Below are 17,329 nucleotides of genomic sequence, written 5' to 3' on the forward strand. Positions count from 1 at the left end.
GCCGAGCGTGGAACGTGGCGGTGGGCGGCGTGCGCATGGCGCTTGCTCACTTGCCCCGATCGCGAGCCACTAGTCGTGGATCCCGTTGGGCGCAGCTCCCGCTCGCCACTCGGGGTGGGGTCGGCTGTCAATTGCTTACGTACTACGACGCTTGAGCCGGACTCCGGGTTCCTACCCATCACCCGCAAATATGACGCGCTGTTGGCCGGGATCAGTCGACAGCGCGCATGAGACGGGGGTAGCTCTTTCTGGCCAACCTGTGGCAGTGCGACGGCTACTCCAGGCCACCGACACACCACGGCACGTGACGCCGGTCACGTCCCGACACCACTCCGTCTACCAGGACAATCCTGGACATGCCCGCGATTGTGCGTGTACAAGTGGGTTCCTTGGTAGCGACGCGCCACGACATGGGGGTTTGCGATGCTATTGATGCAGATGCTCCGCGCTTTGCGGACGAAAAGCACGGAATGCCCCATCCATTGGCGACTGGCCGGAAGCCCTCGGCCATGAGCGCCGCTCACATGAAAAAAGTGGCCGGAACCGAGCCACCTCCTTCCGCGGCGGCGCAAAATGCGTCCCCTGCGGGAGGCCCCGCGCAGGTCACGGCCGCCTCCGCGGTCCCCGCCGTCTCCCCCGCCGCTCCGCCCGCACCCGCGACGGAACCGGCGGGACCGAGGACGGAACCGGTGACGGGACCAGCGACGGCACCGGCGGCCGATTCCACGATCCGTTCCGCGACCGGTTCCGCGACCGATTCCGCGACCGTGCCCGTAAGCGACCAGGCCACAGAACCCGCGGCCAAGCCCGTGACCGTACCCGGTGCGGGCCGTCCCCGGGCGCCGGAGGAAGCGGCCGGTGACCGGTACGGCTCCCCCGCCGTGCAGGACCGGCTGGCCTCCTGGGTGTGCGACCTGTCCCTGGTGCACGAGCTGACCGAGCGGCTGGCCCGTACGACCGCGCTGGACGACGCGCTGCACGAGGTGCTGCGCGCCGGGGCCACTCTGGTCGGCGCCCGGCGCGGCATGGTCGCGCTGGAGCCGGCCGACGGCCTCGGCCCCGAACGCACCGTCGGCCTCGGCCTCGGCCACGCCGACCTCGGCACGATCGAGACCGTGCCCGTACCCCGTACGTCCGCCTCCGACACCGGCGTCCCGAGTGACGCGTGCGGATCAGGGGCGCGGGACGGATCAGCGGCGGCGGACGGATCAGCGGCGCGGGACGGATCAGGGGCGCGGGACGGATCAGCGGCGGCGGACGGATCAGCGGCGCGGGACGCGGACGGCGAACGCGTCCACGCCGACCTGCTGCACGAACCCGGCCTCGACCGGCGGCACCGCGAGGTCGCCGTCCAGCTCGGCCTCGGCGCGAGCTACGCGCTGCGGCTGACGGCGCAGTCGGCCGGCAGGCTGGGCACGGCCGTGTGGTTCTACGACGAACCCGCGGAACCCGACGACCGGCAGCGCCGCCTGATGGGCCTGTATCTGCGCTTCGCCGCCGAGCACACCGCACGCGTGCTCGACCTGCGGCGCGCACGGGACACGACGGCGGCGCTGGCCGCGGAACTGCTGCCGGAACGGCTGCCGCGCGTCCCCGGCGTACGGCTGGCGGTCAGGCACCGCACGAATCCGCGCGGCGGCGGCGACTGGTACGACGCGCTGCCGCTGCCCGAGGGCGCGCTCGGCCTGGCCGTCGGCGGGGTGACGGGGCGCGGCCCCGGCGCGGTGGCCGCGATGGGACGGCTGCGCGCGAGCCTGCGCGCGTACGCGGTGATGGAGGGCGAGGACCCGGTCGCGGTCCTGTCCGACCTGGAACTGCTGATGCGGCTCACCGAGCCCGCCAGGTCCGCGACGGCGCTGTTCGCGTACGTGGAGGCGGAGGCGGGGAACGGCGGCCCGGGCGGCCGCAAGCTGATCCTGGCGGGCGCGGGACACTGCCCGCCGCTGGTGATCGGCGACCGCCGCTGCGAGTACGTCGAGACGTCGCTGTCCGCGCCGCTGAACATGCTCAGCTGCTGGGAGGCGCCCAGTGTCGAGCTGTACGCACGGCCCGGCGAGACCCTGGTGCTGTTCACGGACGGGCTGCTGCACCGTACGGGGGAGTCCGCCGACCGGGCGCTCGCCCGGCTGCACGCCGCCGCGCAGAGCGCACCGCGCCCGGCCCGCGACGACCCCGACCGTCTCGTCGACCACATCCTGCACGCCGTCCTGCCCGACGGCCTCGACCGGTCCGAGGGCGTGGAGGACGTCGTCCTGCTCGCCGTCCGTTTCGACTGAGGCCGAGAGAGACCGGCCACTGAGAGACGGGCGGCTGCGAGACGGGCGGCTGCGAGAGATGGGCCGCGGTCACCCGCGTCCGCTTCGGTCCGCCCGGTCCTGATTCGTGATCGATTCAGGACCTATGCCCCCTGCACGCCCTCTTCCGCGCGCACATACGATGCGTAGAGGTCCATAGCAGGTCCCGACGGGACCTCCAGGGAGCTATGGCGACGACAGCGAGGAGGACAGGACGTGGCCGAGGCCCAGGCACAGCCGGACGAGCAGGTCGAGCGGGTCGGACAGGAGACGCCCGAGACTCCTGAGACGACGGGGACGGCCGTGACGGCGGCCGAGGCGGCCACGGACGCGGCAGTCGAAGCGGCCACCGACGCGGCGGCCACAGCGGACGGCGATGCGGCGGCCACGGACGCGGCGGACGGCGACGACAAGCCGATCAAGCAGCGCAAGAACCGCCTCTACCCGGCTGTCTCCGACGAGCTGGCGGCCGTGATGAAGGCCGACTGGGCCGACACGGAGCTGCACGGCCTGGCCCCGCTGCCGCAGGCCGCGTACGCCGCCACGCGCCGCGCCGCGCTGTCCGAGCGCTTTCCCGGCGAGCGGATCGTCGTACCGGCGGGCAATCTCCGTACCCGCTCCAACGACACCGAGTACCCCTTCCGGGCGGCCACCGAGTACGCCTATCTGACCGGTGACCAGACGCAGGACGCCGTCCTGGTGCTGGAGCCGCGCAAGGGCGGCGGGCACGCGGCGACCGCGTATCTGCTGCCGCGTTCCAACCGGGAGAACGGCGAATTCTGGCTGGACGGCCAGGGCGAGCTGTGGGTCGGGCGGCGGCACAGCCTCACCGAGGCCGAGCAGTTGCTCGGGATGCCGTGCCGGGACGTCCGCAAGGCCGCGGAGACGCTGCGCGAGGCGGCCGGTCCGGTCCGCGTGGTGCGCGGGCACGACGCGGGCATCGAGGCGGCGCTCACCGACAAGGTGACGGCCGAGCGCGACGCCGAGCTGACCGAATTCCTGTCCGCGCTGCGTGCGGTGAAGGACGAGTTCGAGATCGCCGAGTTGCAGCGGGCGTGCGACTCGACGGCGCGCGGCTTCGAGGACGTCGTCAAGGTCCTGGACAAGGCGGAGGCCACCTCGGAGCGGTACATCGAGGGAACGTTCTTCCTGCGCGCCCGCGTCGAGGGCAACGACGTCGGCTACGGCTCGATCTGCGCCGCGGGCCCGCACGCCACCACCCTGCACTGGGTGCGCAACGACGGCCCGGTCCGCTCCGGCGACCTGCTGCTGCTCGACGCGGGCGTGGAGACCCACCACCTGTACACCGCGGACGTCACCCGCACCCTCCCGATCAGCGGCAGCTTCTCGCCGGTCCAGCGCAAGGTCTACGACGCGGTCTACGAGTCCCAGCAGGCCGGTATCGACGCGGTGAAGCCGGGCGCGGCCTTCCGTGACTTCCACGAGGCGTCGCAGCGCGTGCTGGCCGAGAAGCTGGTCGAGTGGGGGCTGCTCGAAGGCCCGGTCGACCGGGTGCTCGAACTGGCCCTCCAGCGCCGCTGGACGCTGCACGGCACCGGCCACATGCTCGGCATGGACGTCCACGACTGCGCGCACGCGCGGACCGAGGCGTACGTGGACTCCACCTTGGAGCCAGGCATGGTGCTGACGGTCGAGCCCGGCCTGTACTTCCAGGCGGACGACCTGTCGGTGCCCGAGGAATACCGCGGCATCGGCGTCCGGATCGAGGACGACATCCTGGTGACGGACGACGGCAACCGCAATCTGTCGGACGCGCTGCCGCGGCGCTCGGACGAGGTCGAGGCGTGGATGGCGGGGCTGCGCGGCTGAACACCGGTCCCGGCCGGTCCCCACCAGGTCCCGCCGGTCCCAGCCGGTCCCACCGGGGTCGAGCGGCGCTACGACGCCTTGAGCAGGGCGTCGTCACGCCACTTGAGCACCTTGTCGAAGGAGACGACCGTGCCGTGACCCGGCCGGTTCTGGAAGTGGACGTGGTCCACCAGCGCCTCGATGAGGAAGAGTCCGCGTCCGTGCTCGGCCTGCTGACCCCTGGGGCTCAGCGGCCGGGCCGGGTGGCGGAAGCGGTCGCGGGGGAATCCGGGACCGGAGTCGGCGACCTCGATACGGCACTGGTCGCCGTCGATCCGCGCGGTGACGCTGTACTCCGTGCCGGATCCGGCGTGTTCGACGGCGTTGGCACACGCTTCCGAGAGGGCCACCGCCAGGTCGAAGGAGATGTCCGGATCGACTCCGGCCGTCTCCATGGTCCCGATCAGCAGCCTTCTCGCCAGCGGAACGCTCGCAGCCTCGCGCCGCAAATGGAGTGACCACCAGATGCTCATGCTCCAGCCTCCTGGCTGCGGCTCGACATAAGGTTACGTATTGCCGCGAAGAGCGTCCCGTAAGCGCGATGTTGACGTGATATCGCTCATTCGGCGGATGCCCATGCCCGGCGTACGGGTGTAAGGGGACTTCACGCGCACACCCCCGCGAGCCGGACACCCGCCGTATCCGCCCGGAGCGCGCGGTGAGAAGATGACCGCCGTCATGACTGCCACGCGGGGCTCCGTCCCCTCCGTGCGCGCCGGCGCCGGAATGCGACTGCTGCGGGCCGCGGTGTTCACCGCGGTCTGCGTCGTGCTGGCCGCGGTCGGGCACGCGATGGCGTCCGGCCGCACGGTGCCGGTGTGGGCGCTGGTCGTCGGCTGGCTCTCGGTCTTCGCGGTCGTGGCGCCGCTCGCGGGGCGCGAACGCACCCTGCCCGGCATCGCCGCCGCCCTCGCCGTCGGACAGCTCGCGCTGCACAGCGTCTTCAACGCCGGGCAGATGTGCGCGAGTACGACGGCCGCCGGGCACGGCGGCGGCGCGGGGTCCGGCTCCGGCGGTCTGCTGGCCGTCGCGGCCCGGCTGGTCTGCGGGAGCACGGCCGCGACGCCGCTCACCCCGCAGAAGGCGCGGTGGGTCGTCCAGCAGGCCGGGCTCGACCCGTCCGCGATGGGCGCGCCCGTGCACACCCCGGGCATGGACATGAGCGGCGGTACGGCCGCGGGCGGTACGGGAAGCGTCGCGCACGCCGTGATGTCGCTGCCCTTCTGCTCTCTGCCGATGTTCCTCGGCCACCTGCTCGCCGCCGTGGTGGCGGGCTGGGTGCTGCGGCGCGGCGAGGCGGCGCTCTGGCGGCTGATACGGCTGTCGGTGCGCGGCGCCGCCGAGTTGGCCGCGCTCTCGCCCGCCGTACTGTGCCGCGCCCACGCGCTGCTGTCCGCGCTCGCGGCGCAGGCGGCCGGGACCGCGGGCGTACGGCCCCGGCGGCGCTGCACGGCGGACGCGACGGCGGCCAGGCACCGCACGGTGTGGCTGCTGCGGCACTCGCTGGCCAGGCGCGGGCCGCCGTTCGGCCTCGCGGCGGTCTGACGCGACGCACCCCCGCCGACTCCCCCTTGGCGTAGGCCCCCGGGGACTTGCAGGTCCTTGCGGGCCTGAGAGGCCCTCACTGGGCTGATGAGTCCATCGGTCCTACGTAGGTCCATAGGACTTATACGGCATAGGTCCATAGGACTTACGCCGCCTTCCAGGGAGTACGGCGACGGTGGCGCGCGGGTCCGCCCACGCCTCCGCCGACCGCGGGCGCCTGACGCGCCGTGGTCCGCGGTCCCATGCCACCGTCAGCCCACTTCCCACAGACCTGTGGAGAACTGGAGCACCCTCGTAATGAGCAGCTCACGTATGCGCGGCCGTGCCGCGACCATCGCCGCCCTCGCCGGTGCCACCGTCCTGCTGGCCGCCGTGCCCGCCTTCGCGCATGTCACGGTGACGCCGAACAGCGCGGCCCAGGGCAGTTACAGCACGGTCGCCTTCAAGGTGCCGAACGAGGAGGACAGCGCGTCCACGACGAAGATCGAGGTCAATCTGCCCACCGACCACCCGGTCGCCTCGGTCTCGATCCAGCCGGTGCCCGGCTGGACGGCGCAGGTGACGAAGTCGAAGCTGGCGACCCCGCTGAAGTCGGACGACGGCACCATCGACGAGGCGGTCACGAAGATCACCTGGAGCGGCGGGAAGATCGCGCCGGGCCAGTTCCAGCAGTTCCCGGTGTCGTTCGGGCCGCTGCCCGCCACCACCGACGCGCTGGTCTTCAAGACGCTCCAGACGTACGACAACGGTGACATCGTGCGCTGGATCGACGTGCCGAAGGAGGGCCAGGCCGAGCCGCAGCACCCGGCGCCGACCCTGAAGCTGACGGCGGCGGCGGCCTCCGACGGCGCCTCGGCCACGCCGAGCGTGACGGCGACCCCGGCCGCCGACGCCAAGTCCGGCGGCTCGTCCTCCGGTACGCAGGCGGCCTCGTCCGACACGAGCGACGGGACCGCCCGGGCGCTGGGCGTGGCCGGAATCGTGGTCGGCGTGATCGGGATCGGCTACGGCGTCTTCGCCGGTCGCCGCCGCAACCCGTCGGCTTGACGCCGGACGCCTGACGGCCGGTCCGGCTGACGGCCGGTCCGGCTGACGGCTGGTCCGGCTGACGGCCGACGCCCGGTCCTCGCTCGACCGGTGTCGGCCGGATCGCCGGATTCACCTGAAGCACCTGAAGCACCTGAAGCACCTGAAGCACCGGATCCACCGGACCGCTCGCGGTCCCGTTCGACCCGAACAACCCACTGGGCGGCCACGCGAGCCGTGGCCGCCCGGCACCACCCGTCCACTGAAGGGGCATCACCTTCATGCGCACCACCCGCTCCACCCGCACGACCGCTTCCCCGCGCACGTCCGGCACGTCCGGCACGACCCGTACCCGCACCCGTACCACCGCCGTGACCGGCGCCGCCGCGCTCGCCGTCGCGGGGGCGCTGCTGCTGTCCGGCTGCGGCGGCTCCGGCGACTCGTCGGCGAACGCCAATGTGGCGGCGGTGTCCGCCGACGCGCCGCAGAAGGCGGGCACGCTGCTCGACACGCCGTTCACGAAGCCCGCGCTCGTGCTGACCGACAACCAGGGCAAACCGTACGACCTGGTGAAGGAGACCGCGGGCCACCCGACGCTGCTCTTCTTCGGCTACACGCACTGCCCCGACGTCTGCCCGACGACCATGAGCGACCTGGCGCTGGCCAAGGCGAAGCTGCCGAAGGCCGACCAGGACGCGCTGCGGGTCGTCTTCGTCAGCACCGACCCGGAGCGCGACACCCCGGCGCGGCTGACGGCGTGGCTCGGCGCGATGGACAAGTCCTTCATCGGACTGACCGGTGAATTCGACACCATCCAGGCCGCGGCCCGCTCGGTCGGCGTCGGCATCGACCCGCCGGTCAAGGAGAAGGACGGCAGCGTCACCGTCACACACGGCGCCGAGGTGCTGGCCTTCTGGCCCAAGGACGACAAGGCGCACGTCCTCTACATGTCGGGGACGACGGCCGAGCAGTTCGCGGCCGACCTGCCGAAGATCGTCAGGAGCGAGGCGCCGTGAGGCGGCGCGCGCTGCTGGGCGCCGTCGCCGGTGTCGCGGCGGTGGCGCTGGCGACCGGCGCGGGCGTCGCGCTGAGCGACGGATCGTCCGGGTCCGGCGCCGGGTCCGGCAAGGCGTCCGGCAAGGCATCCGGCAAAGGGTCGGGCAGCGGGTCCGGCAAGGTGTCGGTGAGCGGCGGGTACATACCGCAGCCGCTGCTGACCGACGAGGCCGCCGCGTACGTCACCGTCGCCAACGCCGGGGGCGGGGACGCCGAACTCACCTCGGTCAGCACACCGCTGGCCGCGCACGTCACCCTGCACAGCACGACCGGCACCACCATGCGCCAGGTGACGGCCCTGACCGTACCGGCGGGCGGCACCCTCACCCTCGGCACCGGGGGCGACCACATGATGCTGGAGAACCTCACTCACAAGCCGCGGGTCGGTGAAACAGTCACCCTGCGACTCCACTTCGCCCACGCCACGCCCGCCACGGTCACGGTCACCGTGCCCGTCGAGGCGACGACGTACCGCCCGGACCCGAAGGGCTGACCGCAGTGAACCCAGCGACGCCAGCGCGCACAGCGCCCGCAGCGAAGAAGAACGCCCGGTTGCCACGTTTGAGGCCACCACGTCGCCAGACCGGCGTGCGGCGGCTGGCGGCGCTCGCGGCCTGCCTCGGCGGGCTGCTCGCGCTGCTGCTCGGCGTCGCGGCGCCCGCGTCCGCGCACGCGGCGCTGATCCGTACCGACCCGGCCGACGGCTCGGTCGTGCAGAGCGCGCCGCAGCGCGTGGTGCTCACCTTCTCGGAGGGCGTGCTGCTGTCGGCGGACTCGCTGCGGGTGCTCGACCCGCAGGGCAAGGACGTGGCGGTCGGCAAGCCGCAGCACGACAGCGGCAAGGACTCCGGGTCCACGGCCACCGTCGGGCTGCGGCCGGGCATCGGCAACGGCACGTACACCGTGGCGTGGAAGGCGGTGTCGCAGGACAGCCACCCGGTGGCCGGGGCGTTCACCTTCTCGGTCGGCGCGGCCTCCAAGACCAGCGTCGACCTGTCGGGCGCGGCGGCGGCGGGCGGCGGCGCGGCGTCCACGCTCTACGGGATCGCCCGCTACTTCGCCTACGCCGGTTTCGCGCTGCTGGTCGGCAGCGCGGTGTTCCTGTCCGTGTGCTGGCCGCGCGGCGCCCTGCTGCGTCCCATGCGGCGGATCGCGGCGGGCGGCTGGGCGACGCTGGTCGCGGCCACCATCGCGCTGCTGATGCTGCGCGGCCCGTACGCCAACGGCACCGGACTCGGCGACGCGGTCGACCCCGATGTGATGCGCGCGGTGCTGGAGACCCGGCCGGGCGCGGCGCTCGTCTCCCGGCTGCTGCTGCTCGCGGCGGCGGCCGTCTTCCTCGCCGTGCTCTTCGGCAGCTACGCCAAGCGCGAGGACCCGGAGGAGCGCGCCGACCTGGCGTGGGGTCTGGGCATCGGCGGCACGGTCGTCGCGATCGGCATCGCCGCCACCTGGGCGATGGCCGAGCACGCCTCCGTCGGCATCCAACGGCAGGTCGCGATGCCGGTCGACATCGTCCACCTGCTGTCCATGGCGGTCTGGCTGGGCGGTCTCATCACCCTGCTGACCGCGCTGTTCACCCGTTCCACCGCCGGTACGGTCGAGCCGTACGCCGTGCGCCGCTTCTCCCTCATCGCGCTCACCGCCGTGACGACCCTGATCGGCACCGGCACGTACCAGGCGTGGCGGCAGATGGGCAGTTGGGCGGCCTTCTTCGACACCCACTACGGGCAGCTCCTCTTCATCAAGATCTGGCTGGTGTGCGCGCTGGTCGGCGTGGCCTGGTTCTCGCGGCGCTGGACGCGGGAGCTGGCGGTGACGCCGGTGGCGCGGACGGAGGCGGTGGCGTCCCCGGTGGGGGCTCCGGCCGCCGCGTCCGCCGGTACGACGTCGGGTACGGCGTCCGGTACGGGTGCCGCCAGAGGCAAGGGCTCCGATACGGATTCGGGCTCGGGCTCGGGCTCGGGTTCGGACTCCGCTGCGGCGGGTACGGGGTCCGGCTCCGACGACCCGGCGCGGGCCGCGCAGTTGCGGCGGCAGCAGGACGCGCGGGACTCGGCGAAGGCGAAGAAGGTGCGCGACGCGGATCCCGCGCGCAACCGGCTCCGGCGTTCGGTCCTGATAGAGGTCGGCATCGCCGTCGTCCTGCTGACCGTCACCACGATGCTGACCGGCTCGCAGCCGGGCCGGGCCGCGGAGGAGCAGAAGGACCTCAAGGCGCCGCCCGCGGCGACCGGCGGCGGAAACGCGACGGCCCCGACCGAGGTCGTCCTGTCCATCCCGTACGACACCGGCGGTCCCCACGGCAAGGGCACGGCGGGCCTGACGGTCTCCCCCGCCCGGTCGGGCGCCAACGAGGTCCACCTCTTCCTCAGCACGCCCGCCGGAAGCTCGGTGGACGTGCCGGAGGTGCGCCTCCAGTTCACGCTGCCGGCCAAGAAGATCGGCCCCATCGACGCCCCCTTGCAGCACCTGACCGTGGGCCACTGGACCGCGGCGGGCGTCCAACTGCCGCTGCCGGGTGCCTGGCAGGTGGCCGTCACCGTCCGCACCTCGGACATCGACGAAGTGACGGAGACGAGGAACATGCAGGTCAACCCGTGAAGTCAACCGAATCGGCGGATCACGTGGAGTCCGCGGAGTCCGTAAGGGGCGAGGACGCGGCCCCCGCAGGGCTCAGCAGGCGGCGGCTGCTCGGTACGGCCGGGGCCGCGGGCGCGGCGGGACTGGTCGTCGGCGGCGGTGCCGGTGCGGGCGTCGCGCGGGCCGTGCGGGACGAGCCGGTCGCGCTGAGCACGGTCGGTTCCGCGTACGTCCCCTTCGAGGGCGCGCGGCAGGCGGGAATCGTCGGGCCCGCGCAGGCCGTCGGCCACCTCGTCGCCTTCGACCTGGTACCGGGCGCGGACCGCAAGGCCGCCGCCGCGCTGCTGCGCCGCTGGTCGGACGCGGTACGGACGATGACGCGACCAGGAACACAGCCGGGAACACAGCCGGGGACGCGGACCGGCACCTCGCCGGGGGGCCGGGACGCGCTGCCCTCGTCGTACGACGATCAGATCGCGTACGACGCCGGGCCGTCCTCGCTGACGGTCACCTTCGGCTTCGGCCGGAGCTTCTTCGGCCGTACGGGGCTGACCGGGCGGTTGCCCGGGGCGCTGGCACCGCTGCCGGACTTCGCGGGCGACGCCCTCGACCCGAAGCGGAGCAACGGCGACCTGTGGGTGCAGATCGGCGCGGACGACGCGCTGGTCGCCTTCCACGCGCTGCGCGTGCTCCAGAAGGCGGCGCGGGACACCGCCGGGGTGCGCTGGCAGATGAACGGGTTCAACCGGACGCCGGGCGCGACCGCGCACCCGATGACCGGGCGCAATCTGATGGGCCAGATCGACGGGACCAACAATCCGAAGCCGACCGACGCCGATTTCGATCAGCGGATCTTCGTACCGGCGGGCGGCTCAGCCGACTCCGGCTCCCCGGCCTGGATGGCGGGCGGTTCGTACGCCGTCGTCCGCCGGATCCGGATGCTGCTGGACTCCTGGGACCATCTGTCGGTGGCCCGGCAGGAGAAGGTGATCGGCCGCCGCAAGTCGGACGGGGCGCCGCTGTCGGGCGGCACCGAGACCACACCGGTCGATCTGGCGAAGGTCGGGGCGGACGGCGCCCTGGCCGTCGCGGGCGACGCGCACGTCCGGGTCGCGGCCCCGGCCTCCAACGGCGGCGCCGCCATGCTGCGGCGGGCGTTCTCGTACCACGACGGCATCGGGACGGACGGGACTCCGGACGCCGGGCTGCTCTTCGTGGCCTGGCAGGCCGATCCGCTCAAGGGATTCGTGCCGGTGCAGCGCAAGCTGGACGGCGGCGACGGCCTGTCGCGCTTCCTGCGGCACGAGGCGAGCGGCCTCTTCGCGGTGCCGGGCGGCTGCGGGCCCGGAGAATACGTGGGTCAGCGGCTGCTCGAAGGGTGATCGCACGATCTGATGGCGGTGTTCCGGGCTGATGAACAGACCGGCATTCCGGGTCGGTGCGGGCCATTAGGCTGAACGTATGTCGCCAGCGAGCCGTTATACCTATCTGGGTCCCGAAGGCACGTTCACCGAGGCCGCGCTGCGGCTGCTGCCCGAGGCCGCCACGCGCGAGCTGGTACCGATGGTGTCGGTGCCCGCGGCGCTCGACGCGGTGCGCAACGGCGAGGCGGGCGGTGCGCTGGTCCCGATCGAGAACTCCGTGGAGGGCGGCATCACCGCCACGCTCGACGAGCTGGCATTCGGCGACCCGCTGATGATCTACCGCGAGGTGCTGCTGCCGATCGCCTTCGCGCTGCTGGTCAGGCCGGGCACCGCGCTGTCCGACGTGAAGACGGTGACCGGGCACCCGGCCGCGCAGTCTCAGGTGCGGAACTGGCTGTCGGGCAATCTGCCCGACGCGGTGTGGGAGTCGGCCGCGTCGAACGCGGACGGCGCGCGGCTGGTGCAGGAGGGCCGCTTCGACGGCGCCTTCGCGGGCGAGTTCGCGGCGCCGACGTACGGTCTCGAACCGCTGGCCACCGACATCCGCGACGCGCAGAACGCGACGACGCGCTTCGTGCTCGTCGGGCGTCCTGCGCGGCTGGCGGCGCCGACCGGCGCGGACAAGACGTCGGCGGTGTTCTGGCTGCGCGACGACCACCCCGGCGCGCTGCTCGAACTCCTCCAGGAGTTCGCGATCCGCGGGGTGAACCTGATGCGGATCGAGTCCCGGCCGACCGGTCGCGGCCTCGGTCAGTACTGCTTCTCGGTGGACGCCGAGGGTCACCTCACGGACCGCCGGGTCGGCGAGACGCTGATGGGGCTGCGCCGCCGCTGCCTGAACGTCCGCTTCCTCGGTTCGTACCCCCGGGCCGACGAGGTCGAGGCGCGGGTGGCGCGGGGAACGACGGACGCGGAGTTCACGGACGCGGCGGACTGGCTGAACCGGGCGCTGGACGGGCGGGCCTGAGGCGGGCGTTGGAAGGGCGGGCCTGAGGCGGCCAGGGCGTGTTCTTCCACTGTGGGGAAAAGTTATCCACAGGCTTCGAGCGCGGCCTGTGGGTAACTGGGGACATGTCGACACGGCAACCCGACCTAGTCGACAAATCTGTACACAGACACCATCGCTGTCCACAGCGGGGCAGGTCACCCCTCGTCACCCCAATTCCCCCGACCAACTCTCCCGAGGGAACACTTCTCACTCGAAAGTGAGTGTGGAACGGGTTTGATGGGGGAATCCATGGCCGAGCATTGAGCCCGGTCGAAAGATCTCCCTCCTTCTCCACAGAACTTCCCCACACCCTGTGGACAAAGAATGGAAATCCCCAGCAGCCTGTGGATAACTTTCGGCCGGACGACCCCGACAGGCCCGCGAAGGCCCCGCCGGAGCCCCGGCGGCGATGATCAACTCCGTTTCTCCACAGGCGCGATGACCCGGGGGAGGGACGCGGCGAATTTGGTTGACCGACACCCCTTTCTCCCCTTTACGGAATTTCCTCGCTTTACCCCCGAAGCGGACAAAGCACACCATAAAGTCCGTAAGTTGTCGCGGCCGATGCCCGCTCCCCGGTAACCTGGTCGCGTGATTGACCTTCGTCTGCTTCGTGAGGACCCCGACCGTGTGCGCGCCTCGCAGCGCGCCCGTGGAGAGGACGTCGCGCTCGTCGACTCCCTCCTCTCCGCCGACGAGCGGCGCAGGTCGTCCAGTACCCGCTTCGACGAGCTGCGCGCCGAGCAGAAGCAGCTCGGCAAGCTGATCCCGAAGGCGCAGGGCGAGGAGAAGGCCGAGCTGCTCAAGCGGACCGGCGAGCTGTCGGCCGCCGTCAAGGCCGCCGACGCCGAGCAGCACGAGGCGGCGGAAGAGGCCCAGCGGCTCCTGCTCCAGCTCGGCAACCTCGTCCACCCCGACGCGCCGATCGGCGGCGAGGAGGACTTCGTCGTCCTCGAACAGCACGGCGCGCCGCGCGACTTCGCCGCCGAGGGCTTCACCCCCAAGGACCACCTGGAGCTGGGCGAACTGCTCGGCGCCATCGACGTCGACCGCGGCGCCAAGGTGTCCGGCTCGCGCTTCTACTACCTGACCGGTGTCGGCGCCCTGCTCGAACTGGCCCTGGTCAACGCGGCCGTCGCGCAGGCCACCGCCGCCGGTTTCACGCCCGTCCTGACCCCGACCCTGGTCAAGCCGTCCGCGATGGCGGGCACCGGCTACCTCGGCCAGGTCGAGGACGACGTCTACTACCTGGAGAAGGACGACCTGTACCTGGTCGGCACCTCCGAGGTCCCGCTCGCCGCGTACCACATGGACGAGATCATCGACGCGGGCAAGCTGCCGCTGCGCTACGCCGGTTTCTCGCCCTGCTACCGGCGCGAGGCGGGCTCGTACGGCAAGGACACCCGCGGCATCATCCGCGTCCACCAGTTCGACAAGGTGGAGATGTTCGTCTACACCACGCCGGAGGACGCGGAGGCCGAGCACCAGCGGCTGCTGGCCTGGGAGAAGCAGTGGCTGTCCGCGCTCGAGCTGCCGTTCCAGGTGATCGAGCTGGCCTCGGGCGACCTGGGCTCCTCGGCGTCGCGGAAGTTCGACTGCGAGGCGTGGATCCCGACGCAGGGCAAGTACCGCGAGCTGACCTCGACGTCGAACACGACCGAGTTCCAGTCCCGTCGCCTGTCGATCCGGCTGCGTGACGAGAAGGGCACACGGCCGCTGGCCACGCTGAACGGCACGCTGTGCGCGGTGCCGCGGACGATCGTGGCGATCCTGGAGAACCACCAGCTCGCGGACGGTTCTGTACGGGTGCCGGAAGTGCTGCGGCCGTACCTGGGCGGCCGGGAGCTGCTGGAGCCCGTCACGTCCAGCGCCAAGTGAGCGAGTCGGAGGCCGGGGCTCTCGCCGGTACGGGACCGGGTGCGGTGGCCGCGGACAGAGCCGAAGCCGTCACCGGAGCCGTCACCGGCGCCGGAACCGTCACCGGAGCTGCGGACAGAGCCGCGGACAGGGCCCCGGCCGCCGACGCGGCCGACGCGGCGGCGATTCCGTACCGGATGGTCGCCACCGACCTGGACGGGACGCTGCTGCGCGGCGACAACACCGTCTCGCGGGTGACGAGGGACGCGCTCGCCGCGACGGTGGCGGCGGGCGCGGTGCACATCATCGTCACCGGCCGCTCGGTGCCGTGGACCCGGCACGTACTGGACGACCTCGGTTACGAAGGCCTGGCGGTCTGCGGCCAGGGCGCGCAGCTCTACGACGCGGGCACGCACCGGCTGCTGACCTCGGTCACCCTCGACCGGCAGCTCGCCGGGCTCGCGCTGGCCAAGATCGAGGCCGAGGTGGGCCCGCTGTTCCTCGCGGCCAGCCGCGACGGCCTGGCCGGCGACGTCCTGATCGGCGAGGGGTACAGGTACAACCCCGAGCTGCCGGTCATCCTCATGTCGGACCCGGCCGAGCTGTGGTCCGCGCCCATCAACAAGCTGTACATACAGCACCCGGGGCTGGGGGACGACGGTCTGGCGCGGGCCGCCCGCGAGGTGGCCGGTGACCTGGTGGGCGTGACGATGGCGGGCGAGGGCATCGTGGAGCTGCTGCCGCTCGGCCTCACCAAGGCGACCGGGCTCTCGCTGGCCGCGCGGCGGCTCGGCGTGACGGCCGCCGAGACGATCGCCTTCGGTGACATGCCCAACGACCTGCCGATGTTCGCCTGGGCGGGGTACGGCGTGGCGATGGCCAACGCCCATCCGGAGCTGCGGCGGGTCGCCGACGAGGTGACGCTGTCGAACGACGAGGACGGCATCGCGGTGGTGCTGGAACGGCTCTTCGGGCCGTTCTGAACCGCGCGGCCGGGTGTGCCCGGGGTGCGCTGGAGGCCGGGTCGGGGTGTGTCGGGGCTGGGGCGGGGCTGGGGCGCGGCGGTTCAGGCGGTCTTCTCGCGGGCGCGGCCCGGCGGCGTGATCGCGTAACAGCTCAGGCCGATCAGCGCGGCCGTGAAGTGGCCGAGGTCGGTGTAGGTCGCGTCGCCGAGCAGCGGATAGCCGAAGAAGCCCAGCACGCCGAGGAGATATCCCCAGCGCCAGGGGCGCGGCACCAGATACGTGAGGACGCCGACGATGCCCGCGAGGCCGTAGCTGACCCCGATGTCCACGGTGTGCGCGAGGGAGCGCGGCAGCCGCTGGTCCCTGATGCCGAACATGACGGCCTTCTCGCTGACGAGCGTCGCGCCGATGTGCGCGGTCGCGACGACGACCAGCCAGCGCCAGGTGCCGAGCCAGCGTTCGGCCGGGGCGTGGATCAGCTCGAAGAGGAAGAAGTAGAGGACGAGGCCCGAGGGCGTCTCTATCCACAGGGCACTGGCGAACAGCACCCGCAGCGGGTGCTGCCGCAGCTGGACCAGGTTGGTGCTGACGTGGTGCAGCAGATACGAACGGACGTGCGGCGACACGACGGCGACGATGCCGCTGGTGATGATCAGGATCAGCAGCCAGATGTGGGTGCCGGGTGAGGCACGTATCCATTGCGCGGCGAAGCGCCGCGCGTCACGCGGGGTGACGCGGCGGCGCTCGCGGGCGGCGGTGGAGGACTCGTGAGCCGGGGCCATCGCGACCAGTCTTCACCGATCACAGCCGGGCTGCGACTCGCTCCCTTCCATTGACACCGCATTCACAGCTTGCGCCGCCGTCACACCGTGTTCCCGTTCCTGCGGGTGGTCTCTTCTCGCGGGTGGTCTCTACTTCCGAGTGGTCTCTACTTCCGGGTGACGTGCCCCGGTCTCTTCCCTGCGGGTGCCTTGGCCCCGGTCCCTACTCCTCACCCGCGAGCTTGAGGGTGCGCAGCTTGTGTCCGGCGAACCAGGTGGTGCCGACGGTGACCACCGCGAGCAGCACGATCGCCGTCGGCAGACCGACGTCGGAACTGACGATGTTGCCGTGGCCCAGCTTCTGCGCGACCGCGAGCGACCACTGCTGGACGCTGAGGGTCCTGGCGCCCGGCACCACATTGCCGATGACGGACTCCCAGACCAGGGCGTAGACCAGGCCGACGATCACCGCGTGCCGGGTGAGGACGCCGAGCATCAGGAAGATCGCCGCGTAGGCGACGGACGCGACGGCGGCGGCCACCCCGAAGGCGACCGCGACGTTCTGCCCGTTGCCGTTGAGGATGAATCCGGCGAGCAGGGTGGGGATGGCGGAGAAGGCGGCGACGACGCCTATCGCCACGATGAGCTTGGTGGACACGATCGTGGACCGTCTGATCGGCTTGGCCAGCAGGTAGACGATCGCGCCGTCGTCGATCTCCGGGCCGATCGCGCCGGTGCCGGCGATGACGCCGACCAGCGGGACCATCGCGCTGAGCGCGAAGCCCTGGAGGATGTCGTTGGCGGTGGAGTCGTCCGCGCCGGTCAGCGCGCGGACCGCGACGGAGATGATCAGCAGCAGCATCGGCAGCGCGAAGAGCAGCAGGGCGCGGCGGCGGCCGAGCAGCGCGCGGTAGGTGAGCCGGGCCACGGTGGGGTGGAACACGGCGGGCCCTGAGCGGGC

General features: G+C 72.1%; 14 protein-coding genes. 11 read left to right on the top strand and 3 right to left on the bottom strand.

The features are described 5' to 3' along the window. The first annotated feature begins 509 nt into the window (after positions 1-509). On the top strand, positions 510-2,276 hold the full coding sequence (locus tag ACFZBB_RS13790; RefSeq protein WP_391121265.1) for a SpoIIE family protein phosphatase: 1,767 nt from the start codon (positions 510-512) through the stop codon (positions 2,274-2,276). A gap of 435 nt (positions 2,277-2,711) precedes the next feature. Further along, the gene (locus tag ACFZBB_RS13795; RefSeq protein ID WP_391122217.1) at positions 2,712-4,124 is read left to right on the top strand and encodes an aminopeptidase P N-terminal domain-containing protein; all 1,413 of its coding nucleotides are present in this window, start codon (positions 2,712-2,714) and stop codon (positions 4,122-4,124) included. Positions 4,125-4,192: 68 nt separating this feature from the next. Here the strand turns inward: ACFZBB_RS13795 and ACFZBB_RS13800 are convergent, their stop codons facing one another. Further along, positions 4,193-4,636 (bottom strand): ATP-binding protein, encoded by a 444-nt coding sequence (locus ACFZBB_RS13800; RefSeq protein WP_391042124.1) that lies wholly within the window; start codon positions 4,634-4,636, stop codon positions 4,193-4,195. 205 nt (positions 4,637-4,841) lie between these two features. Between ACFZBB_RS13800 and ACFZBB_RS13805 the strand changes: the two genes are divergently transcribed. The 9 genes from ACFZBB_RS13805 to ACFZBB_RS13845 all read left to right on the top strand — a co-directional run bounded on the left by ACFZBB_RS13805 (position 4,842) and on the right by ACFZBB_RS13845 (position 15,625). Further along, positions 4,842-5,708 (top strand): hypothetical protein, encoded by an 867-nt coding sequence (locus ACFZBB_RS13805; RefSeq protein ID WP_391121268.1) that lies wholly within the window; start codon positions 4,842-4,844, stop codon positions 5,706-5,708. A 297-nt stretch (positions 5,709-6,005) separates the two neighbouring features. After that, positions 6,006-6,755 (top strand): DUF1775 domain-containing protein, encoded by a 750-nt coding sequence (locus ACFZBB_RS13810; RefSeq protein ID WP_391121271.1) that lies wholly within the window; start codon positions 6,006-6,008, stop codon positions 6,753-6,755. A gap of 260 nt (positions 6,756-7,015) precedes the next feature. Beyond that, positions 7,016-7,750, top strand: a complete 735-nt coding sequence (locus tag ACFZBB_RS13815) for an SCO family protein (protein ID WP_391121274.1) — start codon at positions 7,016-7,018, stop codon at positions 7,748-7,750. Next, positions 7,747-8,283 (top strand): copper chaperone PCu(A)C, encoded by a 537-nt coding sequence (locus ACFZBB_RS13820; protein ID WP_391121277.1) that lies wholly within the window; start codon positions 7,747-7,749, stop codon positions 8,281-8,283. The genes ACFZBB_RS13815 and ACFZBB_RS13820 overlap by 4 nt, the downstream gene beginning before the upstream one ends. Positions 8,284-8,351: 68 nt before the next feature. Continuing rightward, the gene (locus ACFZBB_RS13825; protein ID WP_391121280.1) at positions 8,352-10,394 is read left to right on the top strand and encodes a copper resistance protein CopC; all 2,043 of its coding nucleotides are present in this window, start codon (positions 8,352-8,354) and stop codon (positions 10,392-10,394) included. 23 nt (positions 10,395-10,417) lie between these two features. Next, positions 10,418-11,755: an iron uptake transporter deferrochelatase/peroxidase subunit gene (gene efeB / locus ACFZBB_RS13830; RefSeq protein ID WP_391122220.1), complete on the top strand. Its 1,338-nt coding sequence runs from the start codon at positions 10,418-10,420 to the stop codon at positions 11,753-11,755. A 79-nt stretch (positions 11,756-11,834) separates the two neighbouring features. After that, on the top strand, positions 11,835-12,764 hold the full coding sequence (gene pheA, locus ACFZBB_RS13835) for a prephenate dehydratase (RefSeq protein ID WP_188281539.1): 930 nt from the start codon (positions 11,835-11,837) through the stop codon (positions 12,762-12,764). Between the two features lie 612 nt (positions 12,765-13,376). Next, positions 13,377-14,663: a serine--tRNA ligase gene (serS, locus tag ACFZBB_RS13840; RefSeq protein ID WP_391121284.1), complete on the top strand. Its 1,287-nt coding sequence runs from the start codon at positions 13,377-13,379 to the stop codon at positions 14,661-14,663. A 176-nt stretch (positions 14,664-14,839) separates the two neighbouring features. Continuing rightward, a complete protein-coding gene (locus ACFZBB_RS13845) occupies positions 14,840-15,625 on the top strand; it encodes an HAD hydrolase family protein (RefSeq protein WP_391122222.1) in 786 nt (261 codons plus the stop codon). A gap of 83 nt (positions 15,626-15,708) precedes the next feature. Here the strand turns inward: ACFZBB_RS13845 and ACFZBB_RS13850 are convergent, their stop codons facing one another. Then, entirely contained in the window at positions 15,709-16,389 is a 681-nt protein-coding gene (locus tag ACFZBB_RS13850) for a rhomboid-like protein (protein WP_355336601.1), read from the bottom strand. Between the two features lie 202 nt (positions 16,390-16,591). Further along, the gene (locus tag ACFZBB_RS13855) at positions 16,592-17,311 is read right to left on the bottom strand and encodes an ABC transporter permease subunit (RefSeq protein WP_391122225.1); all 720 of its coding nucleotides are present in this window, start codon (positions 17,309-17,311) and stop codon (positions 16,592-16,594) included. Positions 17,312-17,329 lie beyond the last annotated feature (18 nt).

The sequence above is a fragment of the Streptomyces sp. NPDC008139 genome (assembly GCF_042957025.1).
Classification (GTDB): domain Bacteria; phylum Actinomycetota; class Actinomycetes; order Streptomycetales; family Streptomycetaceae; genus Actinacidiphila.